The sequence below is a fragment of the Leptolyngbya sp. FACHB-8 genome (assembly GCF_014695575.1).
In the GTDB taxonomy this organism is placed as follows: Bacteria; Cyanobacteriota; Cyanobacteriia; order Elainellales; family Elainellaceae; genus Vacuolonema.
This window is the reverse complement of record NZ_JACJOO010000019.1, coordinates 149,456-168,808: the sequence shown is the minus strand read 5'-3', so window position 1 is coordinate 168,808 and position 19,353 is coordinate 149,456. Positions and strand designations below refer to the sequence as shown.

The following is a 19,353-nucleotide window of genomic DNA, read 5'->3' as shown; positions in this document are numbered from 1 at the left end:
GTGTTAAGCAGACCGCCAGCGTTCATCCTGAGCCAGGATCAAACTCTCCATATTAGTTAGAGAATTTGGGCTCTCTTGGCTCCGAAACTTTTCAAGCTTCGGAATCCTGTTTCTGTTTTGAGATTGATAAATCAATCTCGTAGTTTCTTAACGAGGATTGGTTTTCGCTTGGCTTTCAAACTATTGCTTTTTCCAGGTTCTCTCTGTGCCGCAGTCGTCGCTTTGGCACATTTCCCACTTTAACTTGAACTTCCTCATTTGTGGTGAGTCTAACCGAACTTACTAAAGGATGTTTTCACTACCCATAGCGCTCGACTATTGTTCAGGACGCTTGATGTGTGGGTCACCTCTTCCAGCGCTTTACTAACATAGCAACTCTCATAGCATTCTGTAAACCCCCTCCCCTCCCAAAAATGCAGCTTTTCTTGAATTTCCTTGAAACCCTTCTGTATCAAAAGCTTCAGATTTGAGAGATGTTGGAGATCCAAAAAGAATGGTAGGTCTGGGATTAGGCGCTTAGGACAAGAGCCCTGCAGTAGCAGTATTTCAAGATACTGAGTTGGTACCAAACGCTTTGATCAGGGACGTATGCTCTAAGCCCCTAGTCGAGGGGATGGCTGCCTATCCCTTAGATGGTCTGCCCATAGTGCGATGAAGGCTGCTTTTTTCCATATACATAATGTGCATGTGGCCTCGAGTTGTGATTTGAGGCAATTGAGTGTTCCCATTGGAGAGATGTTATGGTCACCGAGCAGCAGTCCAGACACGCAATTGGGCTTTTTTCAAAGCGACAGGATGCAGAGCAATTTCTTAATGAGCTGAACCAGTCAGGGGTTAACATGGAGCGTGTTTCCCTGATTGCTCAGGAGGTTCAGGAGGAGGAGGAGGGAACTGGTGGTATTGAGGTGAGCGATCGCCTCGGTGAACACAAAATCTCTGACACAGGCGAAATGGTGAAGGATACGTTTGTGACAGGAGCTACTGGGTTCTTTTTGTTAGGTTTAACCAGCCTTGCAATTCCTGGAGTTGGGGTGTTGCTGGCAGCGGGGAGCCTTGGAGCAGCACTGATTGCAACAGTGAGCAGTAGTGGGGTAGCAGCGTTGTCATCCCATAATTTGGTGCAGGCATTGAAGCAGTATGGGATACCTGCGGAAGAGGCATCAGTATATGGCGATCGCCTTCAGCAAGGGGACTATTTGGTTTCCATTGAAGGAAGCGAACAGGATGTGGAGCAGGCGGAGAACCTGTTTCAGCAGCAAGGAATTCAAAACTGGGGTGTTTACCCGACGGCTGCGGGTTAAAAGCTGTTTAATCAGGTTGATGGTTTTGAGCTACCGCTAAGAACCGTCAACCTGCTCAGAGATATTTCAAACAGCTTGAGCTACTGATCAAATTCGGTTATTCAATAGAATTTGATCAGTAGCTCAAAATTCGATTAAATCTTAGAACAGGACAAAACTTTAAAGCCCAAATTTTCCCGTTTTAGGGGTGAAGTTCCCACAATGCAAAACTTCTAAGCTTTAAAGGTAGTTTTATTTCTTGTTCCGTACTGAGCAAGCAAACATAGAATTCACCATACCTATCATCTGCAGTTAAGTTTTACACTCTCAAGAAACTGCGAGTTTTTTTGCGAATGAGTGAGTGGAGGGCGATCGCCCTCCACTCACTCATTCGCTTCAAGGAAATTGCCTTACACCGCTTTTCAAGGACTTAATATCTAATTGTTGTTCGAGAGCTATGTTCCGCACGGCTCTTGAACAACTGTGGCTGATTCAAGCGCAAAGCGCTGTAGTGTTTTAGGTTTTGGGGGTGTTTCTGTAGTAATGCCAAAGGAGATGAGCTGCTGCTCCGCGGAAGGGTTCTAGTGGTTTACAGTGTACGATGAGTTCTTTGCTGGTTGGTTTTTGATCGAGATGCTTTAGACGTTGGTAGGCAATTTGAACTGCTAAGTCTAGGGATGGGAAACTGTTGAGGCGTTCCAGGCAGAAAAGGAGGTAAATTTCAGCGGTCCAGGAGCCGATACCTTTGATTTGGGTAAGTTGGGTGGCAACGGCTGAATCGGGTAGGGCTGAAAAGGAATCTAGATGTAGGCGGTTTTCTAAAATAGCTTCCGCGAGCCGTTTGCATGTGGCGATTTTAGCTTGGCTGAAGCCTGCTTGTTTAAGGGTGGTGTCTGAGCAAGTGGCGAAGTTGGCAGGGGTTAGTTCAATCAATTGATTGGTGCGCAGAAAGATTGCCATTGCAGCTTTGGATGACAGTTGTTGTCCGAGGATGATGCGGACAAGGGAAGCAAAGGTGGGGGGCCAGCGGCGGATGTGGAGAGGGCCAGCCTCGGCTTCGATTTTGAGGAAGTCAGAGTCTTGGGTGCAGATATGGGCGATCGCCTTCCTCAAGGCAGGGCTGGGTGGTTGGAGTTCTGAGTTCAATACATCGGTGACACTGGGGTTACTTGGCGTCATGGAAAATGATTCCTAAGCAGTAGCGCTGACCTGATTTAATGGTGCTGACTCCATGCTTCAAATTTACACGATAGAAACCTCGGCTACCTTGCACAGGGCGATGATGGACAGCAAAGATAATGGCGTCGCCCTGATTGAGGGTAATGGCATGGGCGCGAGACTGAGCGCGCGGTTTCTGTTCGATGAGGATAAATTCACCACCAGTGTAGTCCTGGTTAGGTTGGGAGAGGGCGATCGCCACTTGCAGTGGAAATGCCATTTCTCCATAGAGATCTTGGTGTAGACAGTTGTAATCTTCTGCTTTGTACTTTAAAAGCAATGGGGTAGGACGTTGTTGCCCGCTTTGATGGCAGAGTTCGAGGAATTCTGGGAGGGTGTTGGGAAAACGGAAGGAGGTGTTAAGAGCTTCGTTCCAGCGGTTTGCAAGGGGAGATAAGTGGGGGTAGAGGCGATCGCGTAGGGTTTGCACGAGTGGCGGTAAGGGATAGGCGAAGTATTTGTATTCACCTTTTCCAAAGCGATAGCGTTCCATAATAATTTGGCTACGGAAGCTATCTTCGGAATTGTATGTTTGAGTAAGCTGATAACATTCGTCTGGAGTTAAGAGAGAATTAAGAATCGCGAATCCTTGATTGTCTAAAGTGTGATAAATATCTTCCCATTCAGATGTTTCAATTCGTTCTTCTAAAGATGGGTAATTTTTACTTTTAGCGAGTTGAAGCATATTTTTAGGTGTGGTGAATCGATTAAATGACCATCTTGAGCTGTTTGGATATTATCTATTCTGCTAAGAAGTTTTTTGGATGGCTATGGGTTTCTTGCGGTGTAATTTTTGCTTGTGTTGTGGAGATTCTTGATAGATCGCGAAGACCTAGCTTGGGGGTACGCCGTCCTCCAAACCCCAGGCCCCTTCGACAAGGATGTTTTGCATGAGTATTGTTAGGCCACTTCGCATCTGTGGGGTTTGGATCAGGTTTGTATTGTGGCATTGGTGTATCGCGGCGTGTTACCAAAAGGCAAAAACCCGGTGTTTTTGATAACACCGGGTTTCTTGTCTTCCTGTCAATAGGAGATTTTAGGACATACGGTTTTTGTAGTCCTGGTAGGTGAATTTCTTGACGAGGGTGAACGTTCCATCAGGGTGGAGGATACCGATGGAGGGGTGCGGAATGCCGTTGAACATGGTGGTTTTGACCATGGTGTAGTGGATCATATCCTCAAAGATGATGGAGTCACCCACTTGTAATGGCTGGTTAAAGTGGTAGTCACCCATGCCCATAACATCGCCCGCCAAACAAGTCATACCGCCCATGCGGTAGGCGGGTTCTCCGTCTTGGGGATCACGGGCTCCCTGAATGCGGGGCTTGTAGGGCATTTCGAGGCAGTCGGGCATGTGGGCGGTGAAGGAGACATCGAGCATGGCGATCGCTGGCCCCGGTGTTTCAATCATATCCAGGACAGTGGAGCGGAGGAAGCCAGTTTCCCAGGCGATCGCTGAACTCGGCTCCAAATAAATTTGGAGGTGAGGGTGGCGGGCTTTAAATTGAGTGAGGACTTGGATCAGGTGTTCAGTATCGTAGCCCTGGCGGGTCATGAGATGGCCCCCCCCGAGATTGAGCCATTTAATCCAGGGGAGGTGGTGACCGAAAAGTTTTTCGATTTGTTCGAGGGTATTTTCGAGGGCGTAGGAGTCGCTTTCACAGAGGTTGTGGCAATGTAGGCCTTCAATACCTTCAGGAAGTTTATCCCCTAGCACTTCGGTACGGATGCCAAGGCGGGAGTAGGGGGAAGCGGGGTTGTAAATATCGTGGGCGACGGGGGAGTATTCTGGGTTGATGCGAAGACCGGGGGAGAGGCGGTGAGCGATCGCACGATCCTTATACCGCTCCCACTGGCTAAGGGAGTTGAAGGTGATATGAGATGCGCCAACCATGAGGTCGTCAAATTCTGCATCCTGGTAAACAGGAAGGTACAGATGGAGACTAGTGCCGAGTTCTTCACGGATCAGATTGGCTTCATAGAGGGAACTGGCGGTGGCACCGTGGAGGTATTTTTTGACGATAGGAAAGGCACTGAACATAGCAAAGCCTTTCAGAGCCAAGAGAATGGTGATACCGGCCCGCTGTTGGACAGAATCGATGAGTTCAAGGTTACGAATTAGCTTTGCTTCTTCGAGGACGTAGCAGGGAGAGGGGATTTTGGAGTAGTCAATCATGGATGGCGTATTCGATTAGATGGGATGGTCAGCAAAAGCCCCCCTTCTTCAAGGGGGGTTTCGACAAGAAGAGGTTGCTTTTTCGCGTGCTAGGCACGCGAAAAAGCAACCTCTGAAGAGACTTAATCTGTGAACTCAGATGCGTCAAAGACCTCGTGCCAGGGGAGGCCGTAGGTACCCAGTTTTTCCATGAAAGGATCGGGGTTCATCTGTTCGACGTTAAATACCCCTGCTCCTTGCCATTCGCCAGTAGCCACCAGAAGTGCGCCGATCATGGCGGGGACACCTGTGGTGTAAGCGATCGCCTGTGCCCCCACTTCCTTAAACGCCTCTGCGTGATCGCAGTTGTTGTAGACGTAGTAGGAACGTTCTTGACCATCTTTGATGCCGCGAATGTGGCAGCCAATGGAGGTTTGGCCCTCATAGGTTTGGCCCAGGGATGAGGGTTGAGGCAGGACGGCTTTGAGGAATTGGAGAGGCACAATTTGTTGGCCTTCGTATTCGATGGGCTCGATACGGGTAAGGCCAACGTTCTCAAGCACTTTCAAATGGTTGATGTAGCTCTCCGAAAACGTCATCCAAAAGCGGGCGCGCTTGATAGTGGGGACGTTTTTGACGAGGGATTCTAGCTCTTCGTGGTAAAGCAGATAGGATTCCCGAGGGCCAATTTCGGGGTAATGGATGGGGCGGTGGATGGCAAAGGGTTCCACTTCAACCCAGTCGCCATGCTTGTAGTAGCGACCATTCTGAGTAATTTCTCGAATATTAATTTCGGGGTTGAAGTTTGTGGCAAATGCCTGACCATGGTTGCCCGCATTGCAGTCAACAATATCCAAATAATGGATTTCGTCGAAGTAGTGTTTGAGGGCGTAGGCAGTGAAAACACCCGTTACGCCGGGATCAAAGCCACAACCGAGAATGGCAGTTAGACCGGCCTGTTTGTAGCGCTCGTGGTAGGCCCACTGCCACTTGTATTCAAACTTGGCTTCGTCCGGTGGCTCATAGTTGGCCGTATCGAGATAGTTGACTCCCATTTCAAGACACGCATCCATAATGGGCAGATCTTGATAGGGAAGGGCAACGTTTATGACAATATCGGGCTGAAAGTCTTTGATCAGCGCGGAGACTTCGCTGGACTGATCAGCATTGACCTGAGCCGTTGACAGATTGGGATGATCCACCGAAGCGGCGATCGCATCACATTTCTCTTTGGTCCTACTCGCCAGCAGAATTTCCGAGAAGACAGACTGAATCTGAGCGCATTTGTGAGTTACAACGTTACCAACTCCGCCTGCGCCGATGATGAGAACCTTAGCCATATGCTCTGTACCCCCAGAAGATAAGCCCACAGAGGATTAACACACGCTTCAGCCCTGTGTTTGTTTCATCAAACACAAGGCTTAAGACCGAACCCCGAATCATTCATCCTACACTAACCAGACCCCGGCACGTACCCCCTGGGCAAAAACTGCTCAGGATTTTGGGTAAGCAGAGTTCAAAATGACAGAATGAGAGAGGGGTAACTCGATGTCACCCCTAACTATTATTCCCTCTCTACACTGCCCCATGCGTACTCGCGAAGAAATTCTAGAAACTTTTGATCCCAGCGGTGTCAGCTTGGATAACGGAAATTTGCTGGGCTTCCCCTTTGATTACGATACGGCTAATTTGATTTTGCTGGGTGTGCCTTGGGAGGTAACTGTTTCCTATGGAGCGGGGACCGCAGCAGGACCGCAGCGAATTTTGGATGCATCTCGGCAGCTTGACATCTTTGATCTGGATTACCCTGACGGGTGGAAACAGGGCATTTTCATGATGGAAATCCCGACAGATCTGCGAGAGAAGAGCGACGCGTTGCGGGCGGAGGCGACGCAGTTGATTGAGCATCTGGAGCAGGGCGGGCTTGTAGAGGATGTGCCAGGGTTAGTAGAGGTGCGCGATCGCATCAATCAAGAGGGCGCAGCTGTTAATCGTTGGCTATTTGAGCAAGCCCAGGTCGCTATGCAGCAGGGGAAGCGAGTTGCGGTGATTGGGGGTGATCACAGTACGCCTTTAGGGTACCTTCAAGCACTGGCTCAGCATTATTCAGAGTTTGGGATTCTCCATATTGATGCCCATGCGGATTTGCGGGAGGCCTATGAAGGGTTTGAGTTTTCCCATGCATCAATCATGTTTAATGCGTTGAAGATTCCGCAGATCTCGAAACTGGCGCAGGTAGGGATTCGGGACCTATGCCAGGACGAGGTGGATTTGATTGAGGGATCACAGGGACGTGTTATGACCCATTACGACTCGATCCTGAAGCAGAAACAATATGCAGGCGTAACCTGGATCGAGTTGTGCAAACAGATTGTGGCAGAGTTGCCGCAGCAAGTTTATATCAGTTTTGATGTGGATGGGCTCGATCCGAAGCTGTGCCCGAATACAGGAACGCCAGTGCCGGGAGGATTGGAGTTAGAGCAGGTATTCTGCCTGTTTCGCGAGGTCGTGAATAGCGGACGAGAGATTATTGGGTTTGATGTAGTAGAGGTAGGTGATGCAGAGTGGGATGGCAATGTTGGGGCACGAACGGTTTATAAATTGTGTAATTTGATGGCATTGTCCCACGCTCATTAAACAAAGCATTTCTCCCTTCACTCAAAACTTTCGTGCGCTCTGACGTGTTTGGAGGTAGGAGGTGCGACTCATCTCCTACCTCCAAACCTACAGCGCTTTGCGCTTGAATCAGCCACGGTTGTTTTTGTGAGGGCCGTGCTCTACGCAGCCCTCACAAAAACAACCAGATTTTGAGGGCTTGAAAAGCGCTGTAAAGAGATTTCCAGTAATAAAATTACCTCCGTGATGTGGGTGTTTTGACCGCTTCGTGGTCAAAACACCCACATCACGGGTAAATTCTTATGCAGAAATCTCCTCAGTTGATTTGTTAAATGAGAACAGCTGTAACTTTGCACTTTCCGGCAAAGCAGATGGTCAAAAATACGCCTGTCATTTTTTTGTGATCGCTTATAGTGAAAAGGTTTCCGGTCAGGCTCCTGAGAGTCATTAGGAGACTGCTCTGGTTACCTGTACTGAAATGGGTTCAGTCATGGATTGGGATTGGGATTCCCATCGGCGAATGCAGAGAGCTTTACAGGATTGGTATGGTCGTCAGGCACAGCGATTGCATGGGGAAGCAGAAGCTATCCGCGAGGGGGCGCTACAGGAAGTGTTTGCCTTGCGGCGGCAGCTGGAGTTGATGGAGCTGGGCGCTTCCGGAGAAATGCCGGTTTCTCCCCACGTGGCAAACCAGCTTTACGAGCAGCTTAAGACGTTAAGCGATCGCCTCTCCCCCTCATTCTTGCAAGATAACCTGCCTTTAGCGATCGCCACCCGATTAGAAGCCTGGCAACAGCTTCACCCCAGCATTACCATTCACAGTACATTGCCCGCAGAATGGGTGCCGGGGCCCTATGAGCGCAGCTATTTTTTGCTGACTACCCTGGATGATTTGCTGAGCCTGGTGCTTACGGAGTCTGTTACGGCGATCGCCATCAAGCTAACCGACCATACTTCTACGCAGGGATTAGAGATTGATGTGCACGTGACGGAACGATGGCTTGAGGAGAAGGAATCTGCCCTACAAGATTTAGGTTGCGTCTTTCAGTTTTTAATGTCGGGCAAATACGATTTAGAGTGGGATGATCCTCTGTATCGATGGCGGGGGATTTGGCCCACCGAGCTATTACTGTGATCCACTAGCCCCGCCCATAGCCCCCAAGGTACACCATGTCGAGTAATACAAAGCAAACTCTACTTGTCATTGATGACCACGAGCTGGTGCTGGGAGGCACCCGTGCCGCCCTACAACAGCACCTGCCCGAGGCCACGATTGTTACAGCCCAAACAGCGCAGGAGGCAATCGATCAAGTTGAAGCCTACCAACCCAGCCTGGCAGTAGTTGATCTTTCCATGCCCGAAAAAGCAGGAGATCCAGCCCGATTGGACACCGGAATTCAGTTGCTCAAAACTCTGATGGAGCGTTATCCTGACCTGAATATTGTTGTGCAGAGTGCCCATGTACGATCGCTGGTTCGCCTCAAACCCGCTATCAATGCCCACGAAGGCGGCTTCACCATTGCGGATAAAGGGCTTTCCATGAGGGAAATGCTAGTCAAAGTGGATTGGGCCATGCAGGGGTTGATCTTTACGCCAAAGGATATGCGAAATGGTCTGGAGGTGAAGCCGGAATGGTTGGAGGTGCTGCGGTTGGCCTTTGAGGAGGGATTGCAGGATAAGGCGATCGCCGAACGCATGAATGTATCAGAACGCAGTGTGCGCCACTACTGGACAAAGATTCAAGACGTACTAGATGTTTACCCTGACGAAGGCAAGAATATTCGTATCCAGACAGAGATTCGTGCCCGTCAGGAAGGCTTAATTGAATGAGAGTAATCAGTAGAACTCCTGCATGAATCCGTTTTTTGGGGGCGTGAATCTTTGTGCGGCTCCGCCGCACAAAGATTCATGCAGGAGGTCTATTATTGCGAGTGTGTGTTAGTTAGAACATCAGGAGTGAGTGGGAGCAGTGGTTCCACTCACTCCTGATGTCCATTTTCATCAGGACAAAAGGAGTGGGGCGGTGCACTGCCCCACTCCTTTTGTTTATTCTGCATCCTCGGTTAATTCGAGAATCGAGTCAATCAGACTACTCAGGTCACAGGGTTTTAATAAATAGCGATTGAACCCAGCATCAATGGCTTGTTTTTCATCACACTCCCAGGGAAAGCCCGTAATTCCAATGGCTGGAATTTGATTTCGTTCATCCTGCAAAGCGCGTATTGATTTGATAAAGTCGCATCCATTCCTGCCTGGTAGCTGAATATCACAGAGCAGGAGATTAGGCGTCTTTGAAGTAAAACACTCCCACGCTTCTCCTGCCGAGGGTGTCATCATTATCTCTGCCTCTGTTTCATGCAATACGAGAAGAAATAACTCAGCCGTAGCTGGATCATCCTCTACAACTAAAATTCTTGAGCCCTTCAAGTTAGGAATATTGGTAGTTTGATGTAAATAAGTCATAGGGGAGAAAACTGAAACATTAATTGTAACCCCTAAGGTTTTCAAGTTTCCTCATTACTGTTGTTACTCGGCAAGAGGGCTCAATAAACACTTTTATAGATAAGACTTCAGTATCTGTGCCAGGGTTTGCACATGGGGTGGTTTTAGCATGGATAAATGATTTCCTGGAACCGTATGAACTTGTACATAGGGTGTCAGTTGATTCCATCCTAACGTCGTGTCAGATTGTGAATGTTGGGATGCTCCCATAGCTTGAAAGAGCGTAATCGGTTGTGGATAAGGCTGTGGTGCATAGTGGTATGCAGCCTGGCTGTTGGCTGCAAAGATGCGCAGCATGGGGCCGATCGCTGACTCATCCAGTAATCGCAAACGAGACTCTTCAGGCATCAAACGGGCGATCGCCCACCACTGCCAGCGCGATAACCAATCACTCTGTGAGGTGGTCTGGGTAGATATGGCACGAGAACGTTGTAGTACTTGGGATAGGCGGGAAATGGCGATCGCCCCATAATCCAGCAGAAATGGCAGGGTAGACCAGAGGGCTGTTTTGAGTAGAAAGGTAAGACTCTCTCTAGGGGTGGGGCGGTTGGCAGCAATAGGCGCAGCAGTATCAAAGATGGCTAGCAGAGCAACGGATTCCCCCGCCTGAGTCAGTTGCTGTGCCATCTCGAAGGCTACCAGTCCGCCAAATGACCATCCTCCTAAATAGTAGGGGCCATGGGGTTGAATCGTTTGAATTGCCTGGATGTAATAGCGAGCCATGGCTTCGATTTGATTGATAGGGGGATGCTTACCGTCCAGCCCTAAAGGTTGCAGACCGTAGAGGTTGCGATCGCCGCCCAGATGATGAGCCAACTCCATATAGGGCAGCACCATACCGAAGATGGGATGAATGCAGAAGAGGGGAGGTTGCGTGCCGCCAAGAGCGAGGGGGACGAGGGGTGTCCAGGAGTGGGAAGCAGTAGGGGCAAGGGGCAGGGGAGTAGGGGGGGGAGGTGAAGGGGTAGGTGGGTGGGGAGGAGTGAGTGAGGCAAGGGAGCGACGATGGGCCGTGCGATCGAGGCGGATGAGGGGTGGAGTTTGAGATAGAGAAGTGGTTGTTTGTAATGTTTCTAAAATGTGGGCTAATTGGGCGATGGTGGGGGCTTCGAAAATACGACGCAGGGGAATGTCAACGCTAAAGGCGTCGCGGATGCGAGAAGCCATCTGGGTCGCTAATAAGGAGTGCCCGCCGAGTTCAAAGAAGTTGTCATAAATGCTGACTTGTTTGAGCCGCAACAGGTCTTGCCAGATATTGGCTAGAGTTGATTCGGTGGACGATCGCGGAACCCCCTCCCTTACGTCTGTGCCTGACGTACTGAGTAAGGACTGCATGGTGCAGTAGTGCTCTGTAATATGATTGCGATCAACTTTGCCGTTGGGCGTCAGCGGCAAACTCTTCAACGGCACAAAGGCACCAGGCACCATGTAATCAGGAAGAGTCTGAGCTAAAAAATGACGCAATTCAGGAATGAGCTGACGCGTGAGTGATGATTGAAGCGGATAATTAGCGAGACGGTACAAAGACAAGTAATGTTGCTTTTGAGTTAATGGAAAATCTACTTCAAAATCAACATCATGACGAAAAAAAAGCACATCATAATAACCGAGTTGAGGTATCACAGACCAACAGATCTCGACCCGATAGGGCAAGGCGGATTCTAAATCCCACCAACATTGGGGTGCGATCGCCCTCTCCACCGAGTTCTGCAAAAGTTCCTGCATCCGTCCAACCGTTTTAGGCGATTCGTCTTTCAGGAGCCACTTGGTAATTTTAACTGCTGTACTAATGCGGCTATTGGTAATACCAGTGATGCCAAAAACTTCAGGTTCTACTTTTTGCAAGTGCTCGACAATTTCTGCAACCGTAGCAGGATGTTGTTGCCAGTTCAACCATTGGAGCGCAGGTTGCGTTTGGCATTTTGGAGATTGTCTCGCTCCTTCCTCTTCTCCAACATGGAGTAACACGTTATAGCGAAACTGTGTCATCTCATTAACAGAATGCCCGCGAGCCAGACGAATTTGAACCTGTCGAATTTGGGGAATGCGATCGCTTAAGGCTGTAAAGAAAACCGGGTCAATAACCAACTCCGGATCTTCAAAACAAGCGCGTTCAACTCGATGCCGCAATTGTACGCGATCTATTCCGGTCTCAGCCTGGGAGAACTGTACAGCGGCATGAAACGCCGTCAACAACGGCAAGCTACGCACATCCCCCAGAAATAACACACCTCCAGGAGCGATCGCCTTCACCGCTCCTTCTAACACCTGCAACAGATAGTCAGTGCTAGGGAAATACTGAACCACAGAATTCAAAATGACGACATCAAAAGTTGCAGCCGGAATGCCGTGAAAATCGGTAGCTGTTCGCTGGAGCAGTTTGATAGATGGGGTGCGATCGCCCCATTGGCGGCGAATAAAATCTAACGAAACGGCTGAAAAGTCAGTTCCCCAGTACTCATGACAATGAGGTGCAATTTGAAACAGTAGCAAGCCCGTTCCACAGCCAATTTCTAAAACACGTTCTGGCCTGAGATTGAGAACTTGGTGAACCCGATCATCAACCCATTCCTGCATCTGTTCCAGAGGAATAGGTTCTCCCGTATAACTACTATTCCAACCAATGATATTAAAATCATTCTGCTCTACGGCATCAGGTTGGTACGTTTGGTTATAAAGAGTTTGCCAATGGTTAATGTGTTGAGTTTGAAGCGTATTCTGATTTTGCTCTAACCAGTCCTGATCCAGGCTGAAATAAGCAATTAACCGCGTTTCTTGGGGAGCAGGATGAGCCGTAACGACCGCTGCATCTTGCAAGGCCGGGTGTTTGTGGAGGGTTGCCTCAATTTCCCCCAGTTCCACGCGAAACCCTCGAATTTTAATCTGATGGTCAATTCGGCCGAGAAATTCAAGGGTGCCATCGGAGCGGTAGCGGGCGCGATCGCCTGTCCTATAAACTTTACCCTCCACCAGCTTCAAATCCTGCGCTCGAACAAACCGCTCAGCAGTTAGTTCTGGACGATGTAAATACCCCTGCGCCAGCCCCGCGCCTCCGATGTACAACTCCCCTGCAACACCGATAGGAACGGGATTGAAAGCTGCATCTAGAAGATAGAGTTGGGTATTGAGAATAGGACGGCCCAGATTCAGGGGATTATCTCCGGGGCGAAGTTCAGCAATGGTGGCCCAGATAGTCGTTTCCGTTGGACCATAGGCATTAAAGAAACGGTGGTTGGCAGCCCAGCGATCCACGACATTGGCTGGGCAAGCTTCGCCGCCTGTGATGAGCATTTGCAGGGCGGGTAGTTCTGCCGAGGGCAATACCGACAATACTGCTGGCGTGATGAGCGCATGGGTAATAGCCTGCTCCTGCAAAAATTGAATCAGAGCTACACCCGGCAATTGAGCCGCAGGGGGTGGAATGTAGAGCGTGCTGCCCGAGCCAAAGGCCAAAGCAATTTCAAAAATCGAGGCATCAAAACTGAGGGAGCTAAACTGGAGCACCCGGCTGTCCGGTGAAAGTTGGAACGTCTGCCGTTGTGCGGCTACTACATTGCACAGCCCTTGATGCGTCAGCAAAACTCCTTTGGGGGTGCCTGTAGAACCGGACGTATAAATGACGTAGGCAAGTTGATCGGTGGTAACTGTGCTGGGAAGTGGTGCAGACTGTAGACTTTCCGGTAACGGTTGATCGAGGCACAGGATTTGGGCCTGAGATTTTGGCAAAGCATCAACCAACCAGGATTGGGTCAGCAACAGCCAGAGCCGAGTATCCGTCAGCATGAACTGGAGGCGATCGCTCGGATACTTCGGATCGAGTGGCACATAGGCTCCTCCCGCTTTCAGGATGCCGAGAATGCCAATCAGCAGGTCAGGCGATCGCTCCACACACAATCCCACCAGGGTATTCTGCTGCACACCTCGCTGCCGTAGGGTTTGCGCCAGGCGATCGGCTCGTTGATTGAGGTCAGCGTAGGTGAGGGCTTCGTGATTGAAAATCAGGGCGATCGCATCCGGCCGTTGATGGGCCTGGGCTTCAAAGATTTGATGGAAGCCAAGGGGCGCGGGTGCAAGTGGAGATGGATTCCAATCCAGAAGAAGTTGCTGCCGCTCAGTGGCAGTTAGCAGGGGCAGCTCGGAGAGATGTGCATCAGGATCTGCGACGATGCCCTCCAGCAAAGTCTGGAGGTGCCCGACCAGGCGACCGATGGTAGAGCGATCGAACAAATCCTCACTGTAGGAGACAAATCCGCTCAAACCATCTTGAGATTGCCAGAGGCTGCGTAACCCGTGGGAGGGTTCCCAGAGATGAACTTCCAGGTCAAAGCGAGTGGTGCCGGGCTCCAGATGGACAGGTTCCAGAGTCGCTCCCGGCAGCTCCAGGGGTTGCATCGGGGCGTTTTGCAGGGCAAACCCAATTTGAAAGAGGGGATTGCGGCTCAGATCGCGCTCAGGCTCCAGTTCCTCCACTAATTTTTCAAAGGGTAAGTCCTGATGGGCATAGGCTTCTAGAGCCACACTACGAACGCGGCCCAACAACTCTCGAAATGTTGGATTGCCTGAGAGGTCTGTTCGCAACACCAGACTATTTACAAAAAAGCCAATTAATCCCTCCAGCTCGCTACGGTGACGATTTGCGATGGGTGAGCCAATAGCAATATCATCCTCCCCGGTGTAGCGATAAAGTAGGGTTTGAAAGGCCGCTAGCAGGGTCATAAATAGCGAAGTTCCTTCCCGTTGGCTGAGAGCCTCCAAAGCCCCTGTCAGGACTGGGGAATAGGAGATTGGGTAGGTGGCTCCTCGGTAAGTCTGAGCCGCAGGACGAGGGCGATCGCCCATCAACTCTAAAGGGGATAATCCCTGCAATTGCGATCGCCAGTAGCTGAGTTGCGCCTCTAACACATCCCCCTGCAACGTATCGCGCTGCCAGCAAGCAAAGTCAGGGTATTGGATGGGTAACGCAGGCAACGCCGGGGCTCGGCCCTGCACGAGAGCCGTGTAGATAGCCGCCAATTCTCGATTCAAAACCCCCAATGACCAGCCGTCTGCCACAATGTGATGCAGCGTTAGCAACAGAATGGACTCTGTCGGACGAACTTGTAACAGCGTCACCCGCAGTAACGGATCGGTCTGCAAATTAAAGGGACGTTGCGCCTCGGCAGTGGTCAGCTGTTGAATGACGCGATCGCATTCTGCCTCAGGAATTGATTGCAGATCGACGGTCGCTAAAGGAATTTTCACCTCCGGGGCGATCGCCTGCACAGGCTGCCCATCTACCCGGCTAAAGGTTGTGCGCAGCGCATCATGACGGCTCACGATGATATTAAATGCTTGCTCTAAAGCATCTCGATCAATGCGCCCATTTAACCGAATAGCCGCCGGGATATTGTAAAAAGGATTGTCGGGCTCCAGTTGGGATAGAAACCACAGGCGTTGCTGAGCAAATGATAGTGGAAAGATACTTTTGTGAACGGTGGGTTGAATGGGCGCTGTCGAAAATGGAGAGAGTGATTGCCCATCCTGAAAGAAGGTTAATAGCTCTGCTTTGCGATCGCTCAGTTGCTGCCGTAATTCTTCAGTCAGAATGCCTTCAGGAGCCGTACAGCGCAGACGCAGCGTATCGGGAGAATCTGAGCGATCGCCCTCCACAGAGAGTTGCACATCCAGGCTTTTTAGATGTGCGAGAAACGCTGTAATGGTGTTCGTCATAGCTCAATTTCCTCGCGTCGATGGGCGGTAGGAGTGGTGCGTTGAGAAGACATAGAGGTTGCCTGGGCCCACTTCAGCGCTTCAATTTTTTGAGCTAAGGCAGCAATCGTGGGGGTTTCAAAGAGGCTACGCAGCGAGAGTTCAACCTGAAAGCGATCGCGAATTCGGGACACAAGCTGGGTTGCCAGTAGGGAGTGCCCACCCAGTTCAAAAAAATTGTCGTCTGTACTGATGGCACCACGACCCAATAATTGGCTCCAGATCTCCTCCAAATCTTGCTCGATGGAGCTAGTGGGAGCCTGAGATAGCACAGGTTTGGCCGTCATCATCGGAAGCGGAAGTGCCCGGCTATCCACTTTGCCGTTGGGGGTGAGAGGTAACGCCGTTAACGCGACAAAGGCCGCAGGCACCATGTAAATTGGTAGCTTCGTTTTTAGATAGCGACGCAATTCGCGCTCGGTATCTATCTCGGATTTAGACACGATATAAGCAATGAGTTGGCGATCGCCCTCAACATCTCGCACTATCACCGCAACATCCTGCACACCAGGATGCTGAGCCAAAACCCGCTCAATTTCCCCCAATTCCACCCGAAATCCACGAATCTTGACTTGATGATCTGTGCGGCCTAAAAATTCCAGGTTGCCATCGGGACGGTAGAAGGCGCGATCGCCCGTCTTGTAAAGAATGGAGGATGGAGGGCTGGGAATGGAGGGCTTGAGCTGAAAGCTGATTCCTGGCTCCTCGGCATCCAGCCCTAACTCCTCAGCCTGAATAAAACGTTCAGCGGTCAGTTCTGGCTGATTGAGATACCCCCGCGCCAGGCCATCTCCGCCCAGATAAATTTCCCCACAGGCACCGGGGGGAACCGGTTTGAGGTGGCTATCCACGACATAGACCTGGGTATTGGCGATCGCCCGCCCAATGGGAATCGTCGTCGCCTTCTCGGGCACCTGTTTAACCTCATACCAGGTTGAGAAAGTTGTGTTTTCCGTGGGGCCGTAGACATGCAGAAGATGCTGTGGTTTACCCTGCTGCACTACGGTTCGCACTCGATCGAGGTTGGCAAGCTCGCCACCAAATAGCAGGTACTTCAAGGTTTGGAAGGCGCGGGGTACCTGGCTCACCGTTTGATTAAACAGAGCCGTCGTCAAGAACAATACGCTGATGCGTAGCTGTTGCAGAGTGGCCGCAAACTCCATTGGGGATAGGGTGATTTCGCGCTCAATGCCGACCAGTTGAGCACCATTCAGCAGGGCACCCCAGATTTCAAAGGTGGCCGCATCAAAGGCTAAATTGGCGACCTGAGCAATGCGATCGCTTTTCCCCAAGTGGACATAGTTGGTCTGGCAGACGAGCCGTGCGATCGCCCGATGGGGCACCATTACGCCCTTAGGTGCGCCGGTAGAGCCTGATGTATACATGAGGTAGGCCAACTGATCAGCCTTGCCAGGCGTGCTGAGGTTATGGTCAGGTTGCTCCACGATCGCCCCCCAACTCTCGTCCAAACACACCACCTGCACATCGGCTTCAGCAAACGCTTCCGCCCAGGGTCGTTGGGTCAAGACGACTGAAATATTGGCATCCTTCACAATGAAATTTAGCCGCTCAGACGGATGACTCGGGTCGAGAGGTACATAGGCTCCACCCGCTTTGAGAACAGCCAGCATGGCCGCGATCGCCTCCGATGATCGCTCCAGGCAAATGCCTACAGGCTGTTCAGGACGGACACCCAACTTCTGCAAGTAACGGCCCAGCTGATTACTGCCCTGGTTCAGTTCCTCATAGGTGAAGTGGCGATCGCCATAGCGTACAGCGATTGCCACGGGCCGCTGCCGTACCTGTTGTTCAAACAGGTGATGGATGCAGTCATGGCTCGGGTACTGAGTACGCGTTTTGGTCCAGGTCATCAATTGCTGCTGCTGTTCAGCAGGCGTGAGGAGGGGGAGGGTCGAGATGGGGGCATCGGGGTTAGCAACAATGCCTGTAAGGAGGGTGTGGAAGTGGTGGCGCAGACGGGCGATCGCATCTCCATCAAACAGGTCAGTGTTGTAAACCACAATCCCCCGCAGGCCATTCGCCTGTTGCCATCCCTTCCCCCACGAGTTACGAAAATCATCGCCCGCTTTCCACAGGTACACCTCCAGGTCAAAGCGGGTGGTTTGGGCGGCAAACTCCAGAGGGTTAAGCGTGAGCCCAGGTAGCTCCAGTTGCGCCATCGGTGCATTTTGCAGGGCAAACACCACTTGAAACAGTGGATTTTGGCTAAGGCTACGAACGGGTTGCAATTCCTCTACAAGTTTGTCAAACGGCAAATCTTGATGGGCATAAGCAGCCAGGGTTACTTCTCGTACCCGTTCCAGCAACTCGCGAAAGGAAGGGTCTCCTGCCAAATTTGTCCGCAGTACCAGACTGTTGACCAGGAAGCCAATAAGCCCTTCTAATTCGCTACGGTGACGATTGGCAATGGGGGAGCCGATCGCCATATCCGTCTGCCCTGTGTACCGATGCAGCAGGGTTTGAAACGCCGCCAACAACGTCATAAATAACGTCGCCCCAACATTCTGGCTCAGGGCTTCTAACGGCTCCAGTAAGGTTTGTGGCACCTCTAGTAACTGACTGGCTCCCCGATGCTGAGGCACCTCTGGGCGTGGCGCAGCGGTTGGTAGCTCTAATGTGGGCAGGTCGTGTAACTGCTGCCGCCAGTAGTTGAGCTGAGCGTTTAAAGCGTCTCCCTGCAACCATTGCCGTTGCCAATGGGCAAAGTCAGCATATTGAATGGGCAACTCAGGTAAAGGATGGGGCTGGTCGTGCAGAAATGCGGTGTAGAGGGCCGCCAATTCTCGAATCAGAACCCCTCCCGACCATTCATCAAAAATGATGTGGTGAAAGGCAATTAACAGCACATGCTCTGTGTCACCCAACTGCCAAGCCTGAGCCCGGCAAAGGGGCCCGGTAGTGAGGTCAAAGGGTTGCTCGGCCACCTGGCGAATTTGCTCCAGAGCCGCGTCTTTGCGGGTATTCTCCGCTAGCGTTTGTAAGTCAGTCCAGCCCAGGGATAAATCGGCATGAGGGGCAATGATTTGGGCCAATTGCCCATCCACCATACGAAAGGTCGTGCGTAGGGTTTCATGACGTTGGGCGATCGCCGCAATACTCCTCTCCAGCGCGGCCCGGTGCAGCGAGCCCGTGAGCCAGAACACCAGGGGGATGGTGTAGAGCGAGCGGTTGGGAATTAATTGCTCAACGAACCACAAGCGTTGCTGGGCAAAGGAAGCCGGAAATACAAAAACGTCTTCAGTAAGGGCATGATGGGATGCACCAGGCGTCATGGGGAGAGCTACTCAGCTAACTCACTCTGTTGTAAGGCAAAACAAAAACTAAATATTATACTTTCAGATAGATTTGCACGTACTTTTGTATAATTTTTTGTGACTGCAGCAACATCCACTTTTGGAATACGAAAGCTTCTGCAATCAGACTTTAAAGATGTATACGATGTCTCTCATAAACCACAGTAAATTAGCAAATTTGCGGGTCAGTGAGAAAACCATCCATACCCACACCCTTAAGCGCTGACGGATTTATAGAGCCTTAGGGAGGAAATGTGCCCATATTCATCCATCTCTTTCCTGAGATTCTATAAATCCATTAACCCTCTATAAAAGACAGAAAAGCCAGAACAATCATTGGATAAACCTATGTAATAAGCCTGGATGATCCATCCTGGGCTGAGGGAATGCTAAGAAGCATATCGTTCTGGAAGCAGATATCTAAATGCCCCGGTTTCCCGCAGAATATTTGGCACAGGTTGCCCTGAACCGACGGCTGTAAGGATTCTGGATGCCTTCAAGACAGATACATTATTGCTTT

At 50.7% G+C, this 19,353-nt stretch carries 11 protein-coding genes; 4 read left to right on the top strand and 7 right to left on the bottom strand.

Annotation, left to right across the window (positions count from 1 at the left end):
• Positions 1-740 precede the first annotated feature (740 nt).
• Positions 741-1,301, top strand: coding sequence for a hypothetical protein (locus tag H6F91_RS05065; RefSeq protein WP_190771815.1), 561 nt, complete (start codon positions 741-743; stop codon positions 1,299-1,301).
• A gap of 495 nt (positions 1,302-1,796) precedes the next feature.
• Here H6F91_RS05065 and H6F91_RS05060 read toward each other — a convergent pair whose 3' ends face one another.
• From H6F91_RS05060 to H6F91_RS05045, 4 genes are all read right to left on the bottom strand, one after another.
• A complete protein-coding gene (locus H6F91_RS05060; protein ID WP_190771814.1) occupies positions 1,797-2,459 on the bottom strand; it encodes a DNA-3-methyladenine glycosylase 2 family protein in 663 nt (220 codons plus the stop codon).
• A complete protein-coding gene (locus tag H6F91_RS05055; protein WP_190771813.1) occupies positions 2,446-3,183 on the bottom strand; it encodes a 2OG-Fe(II) oxygenase in 738 nt (245 codons plus the stop codon). The genes H6F91_RS05060 and H6F91_RS05055 overlap by 14 nt, the downstream gene beginning before the upstream one ends.
• A gap of 351 nt (positions 3,184-3,534) precedes the next feature.
• Entirely contained in the window at positions 3,535-4,674 is a 1,140-nt protein-coding gene (nspC, locus tag H6F91_RS05050) for a carboxynorspermidine decarboxylase (protein WP_190771812.1), read from the bottom strand.
• 122 nt (positions 4,675-4,796) lie between these two features.
• Positions 4,797-5,993 (bottom strand): saccharopine dehydrogenase family protein, encoded by a 1,197-nt coding sequence (locus H6F91_RS05045; protein ID WP_190771811.1) that lies wholly within the window; start codon positions 5,991-5,993, stop codon positions 4,797-4,799.
• A 247-nt stretch (positions 5,994-6,240) separates the two neighbouring features.
• On the opposite strand from H6F91_RS05045, the gene H6F91_RS05040 reads away from it, so the two are divergent.
• From H6F91_RS05040 to H6F91_RS05030, 3 genes are all read left to right on the top strand, one after another.
• Positions 6,241-7,290 carry an agmatinase family protein gene (locus H6F91_RS05040; protein ID WP_190771810.1) on the top strand — a complete coding sequence of 350 codons (1,050 nt, stop codon included), beginning with the start codon at positions 6,241-6,243 and terminating at the stop codon, positions 7,288-7,290.
• Between the two features lie 469 nt (positions 7,291-7,759).
• Positions 7,760-8,404, top strand: a complete 645-nt coding sequence (locus H6F91_RS05035) for a hypothetical protein (RefSeq protein WP_206754902.1) — start codon at positions 7,760-7,762, stop codon at positions 8,402-8,404.
• Between the two features lie 35 nt (positions 8,405-8,439).
• The gene (locus H6F91_RS05030) at positions 8,440-9,099 is read left to right on the top strand and encodes a response regulator transcription factor (RefSeq protein WP_190771808.1); all 660 of its coding nucleotides are present in this window, start codon (positions 8,440-8,442) and stop codon (positions 9,097-9,099) included.
• Positions 9,100-9,315: 216 nt separating this feature from the next.
• Here the strand turns inward: H6F91_RS05030 and H6F91_RS05025 are convergent, their stop codons facing one another.
• From H6F91_RS05025 to H6F91_RS05015, 3 genes are read right to left on the bottom strand one after another with little or no spacing between them, the layout of a single operon-like run.
• Positions 9,316-9,777: a response regulator gene (locus H6F91_RS05025; RefSeq protein ID WP_206754901.1), complete on the bottom strand. Its 462-nt coding sequence runs from the start codon at positions 9,775-9,777 to the stop codon at positions 9,316-9,318.
• 48 nt (positions 9,778-9,825) lie between these two features.
• The gene (locus H6F91_RS05020; RefSeq protein ID WP_190771806.1) at positions 9,826-15,480 is read right to left on the bottom strand and encodes a non-ribosomal peptide synthetase; all 5,655 of its coding nucleotides are present in this window, start codon (positions 15,478-15,480) and stop codon (positions 9,826-9,828) included.
• Positions 15,477-18,812 (bottom strand): non-ribosomal peptide synthetase, encoded by a 3,336-nt coding sequence (locus H6F91_RS05015; protein ID WP_190771805.1) that lies wholly within the window; start codon positions 18,810-18,812, stop codon positions 15,477-15,479. Before H6F91_RS05015 ends, H6F91_RS05020 begins: the two co-directional genes overlap by 4 nt.
• Positions 18,813-19,353 lie beyond the last annotated feature (541 nt).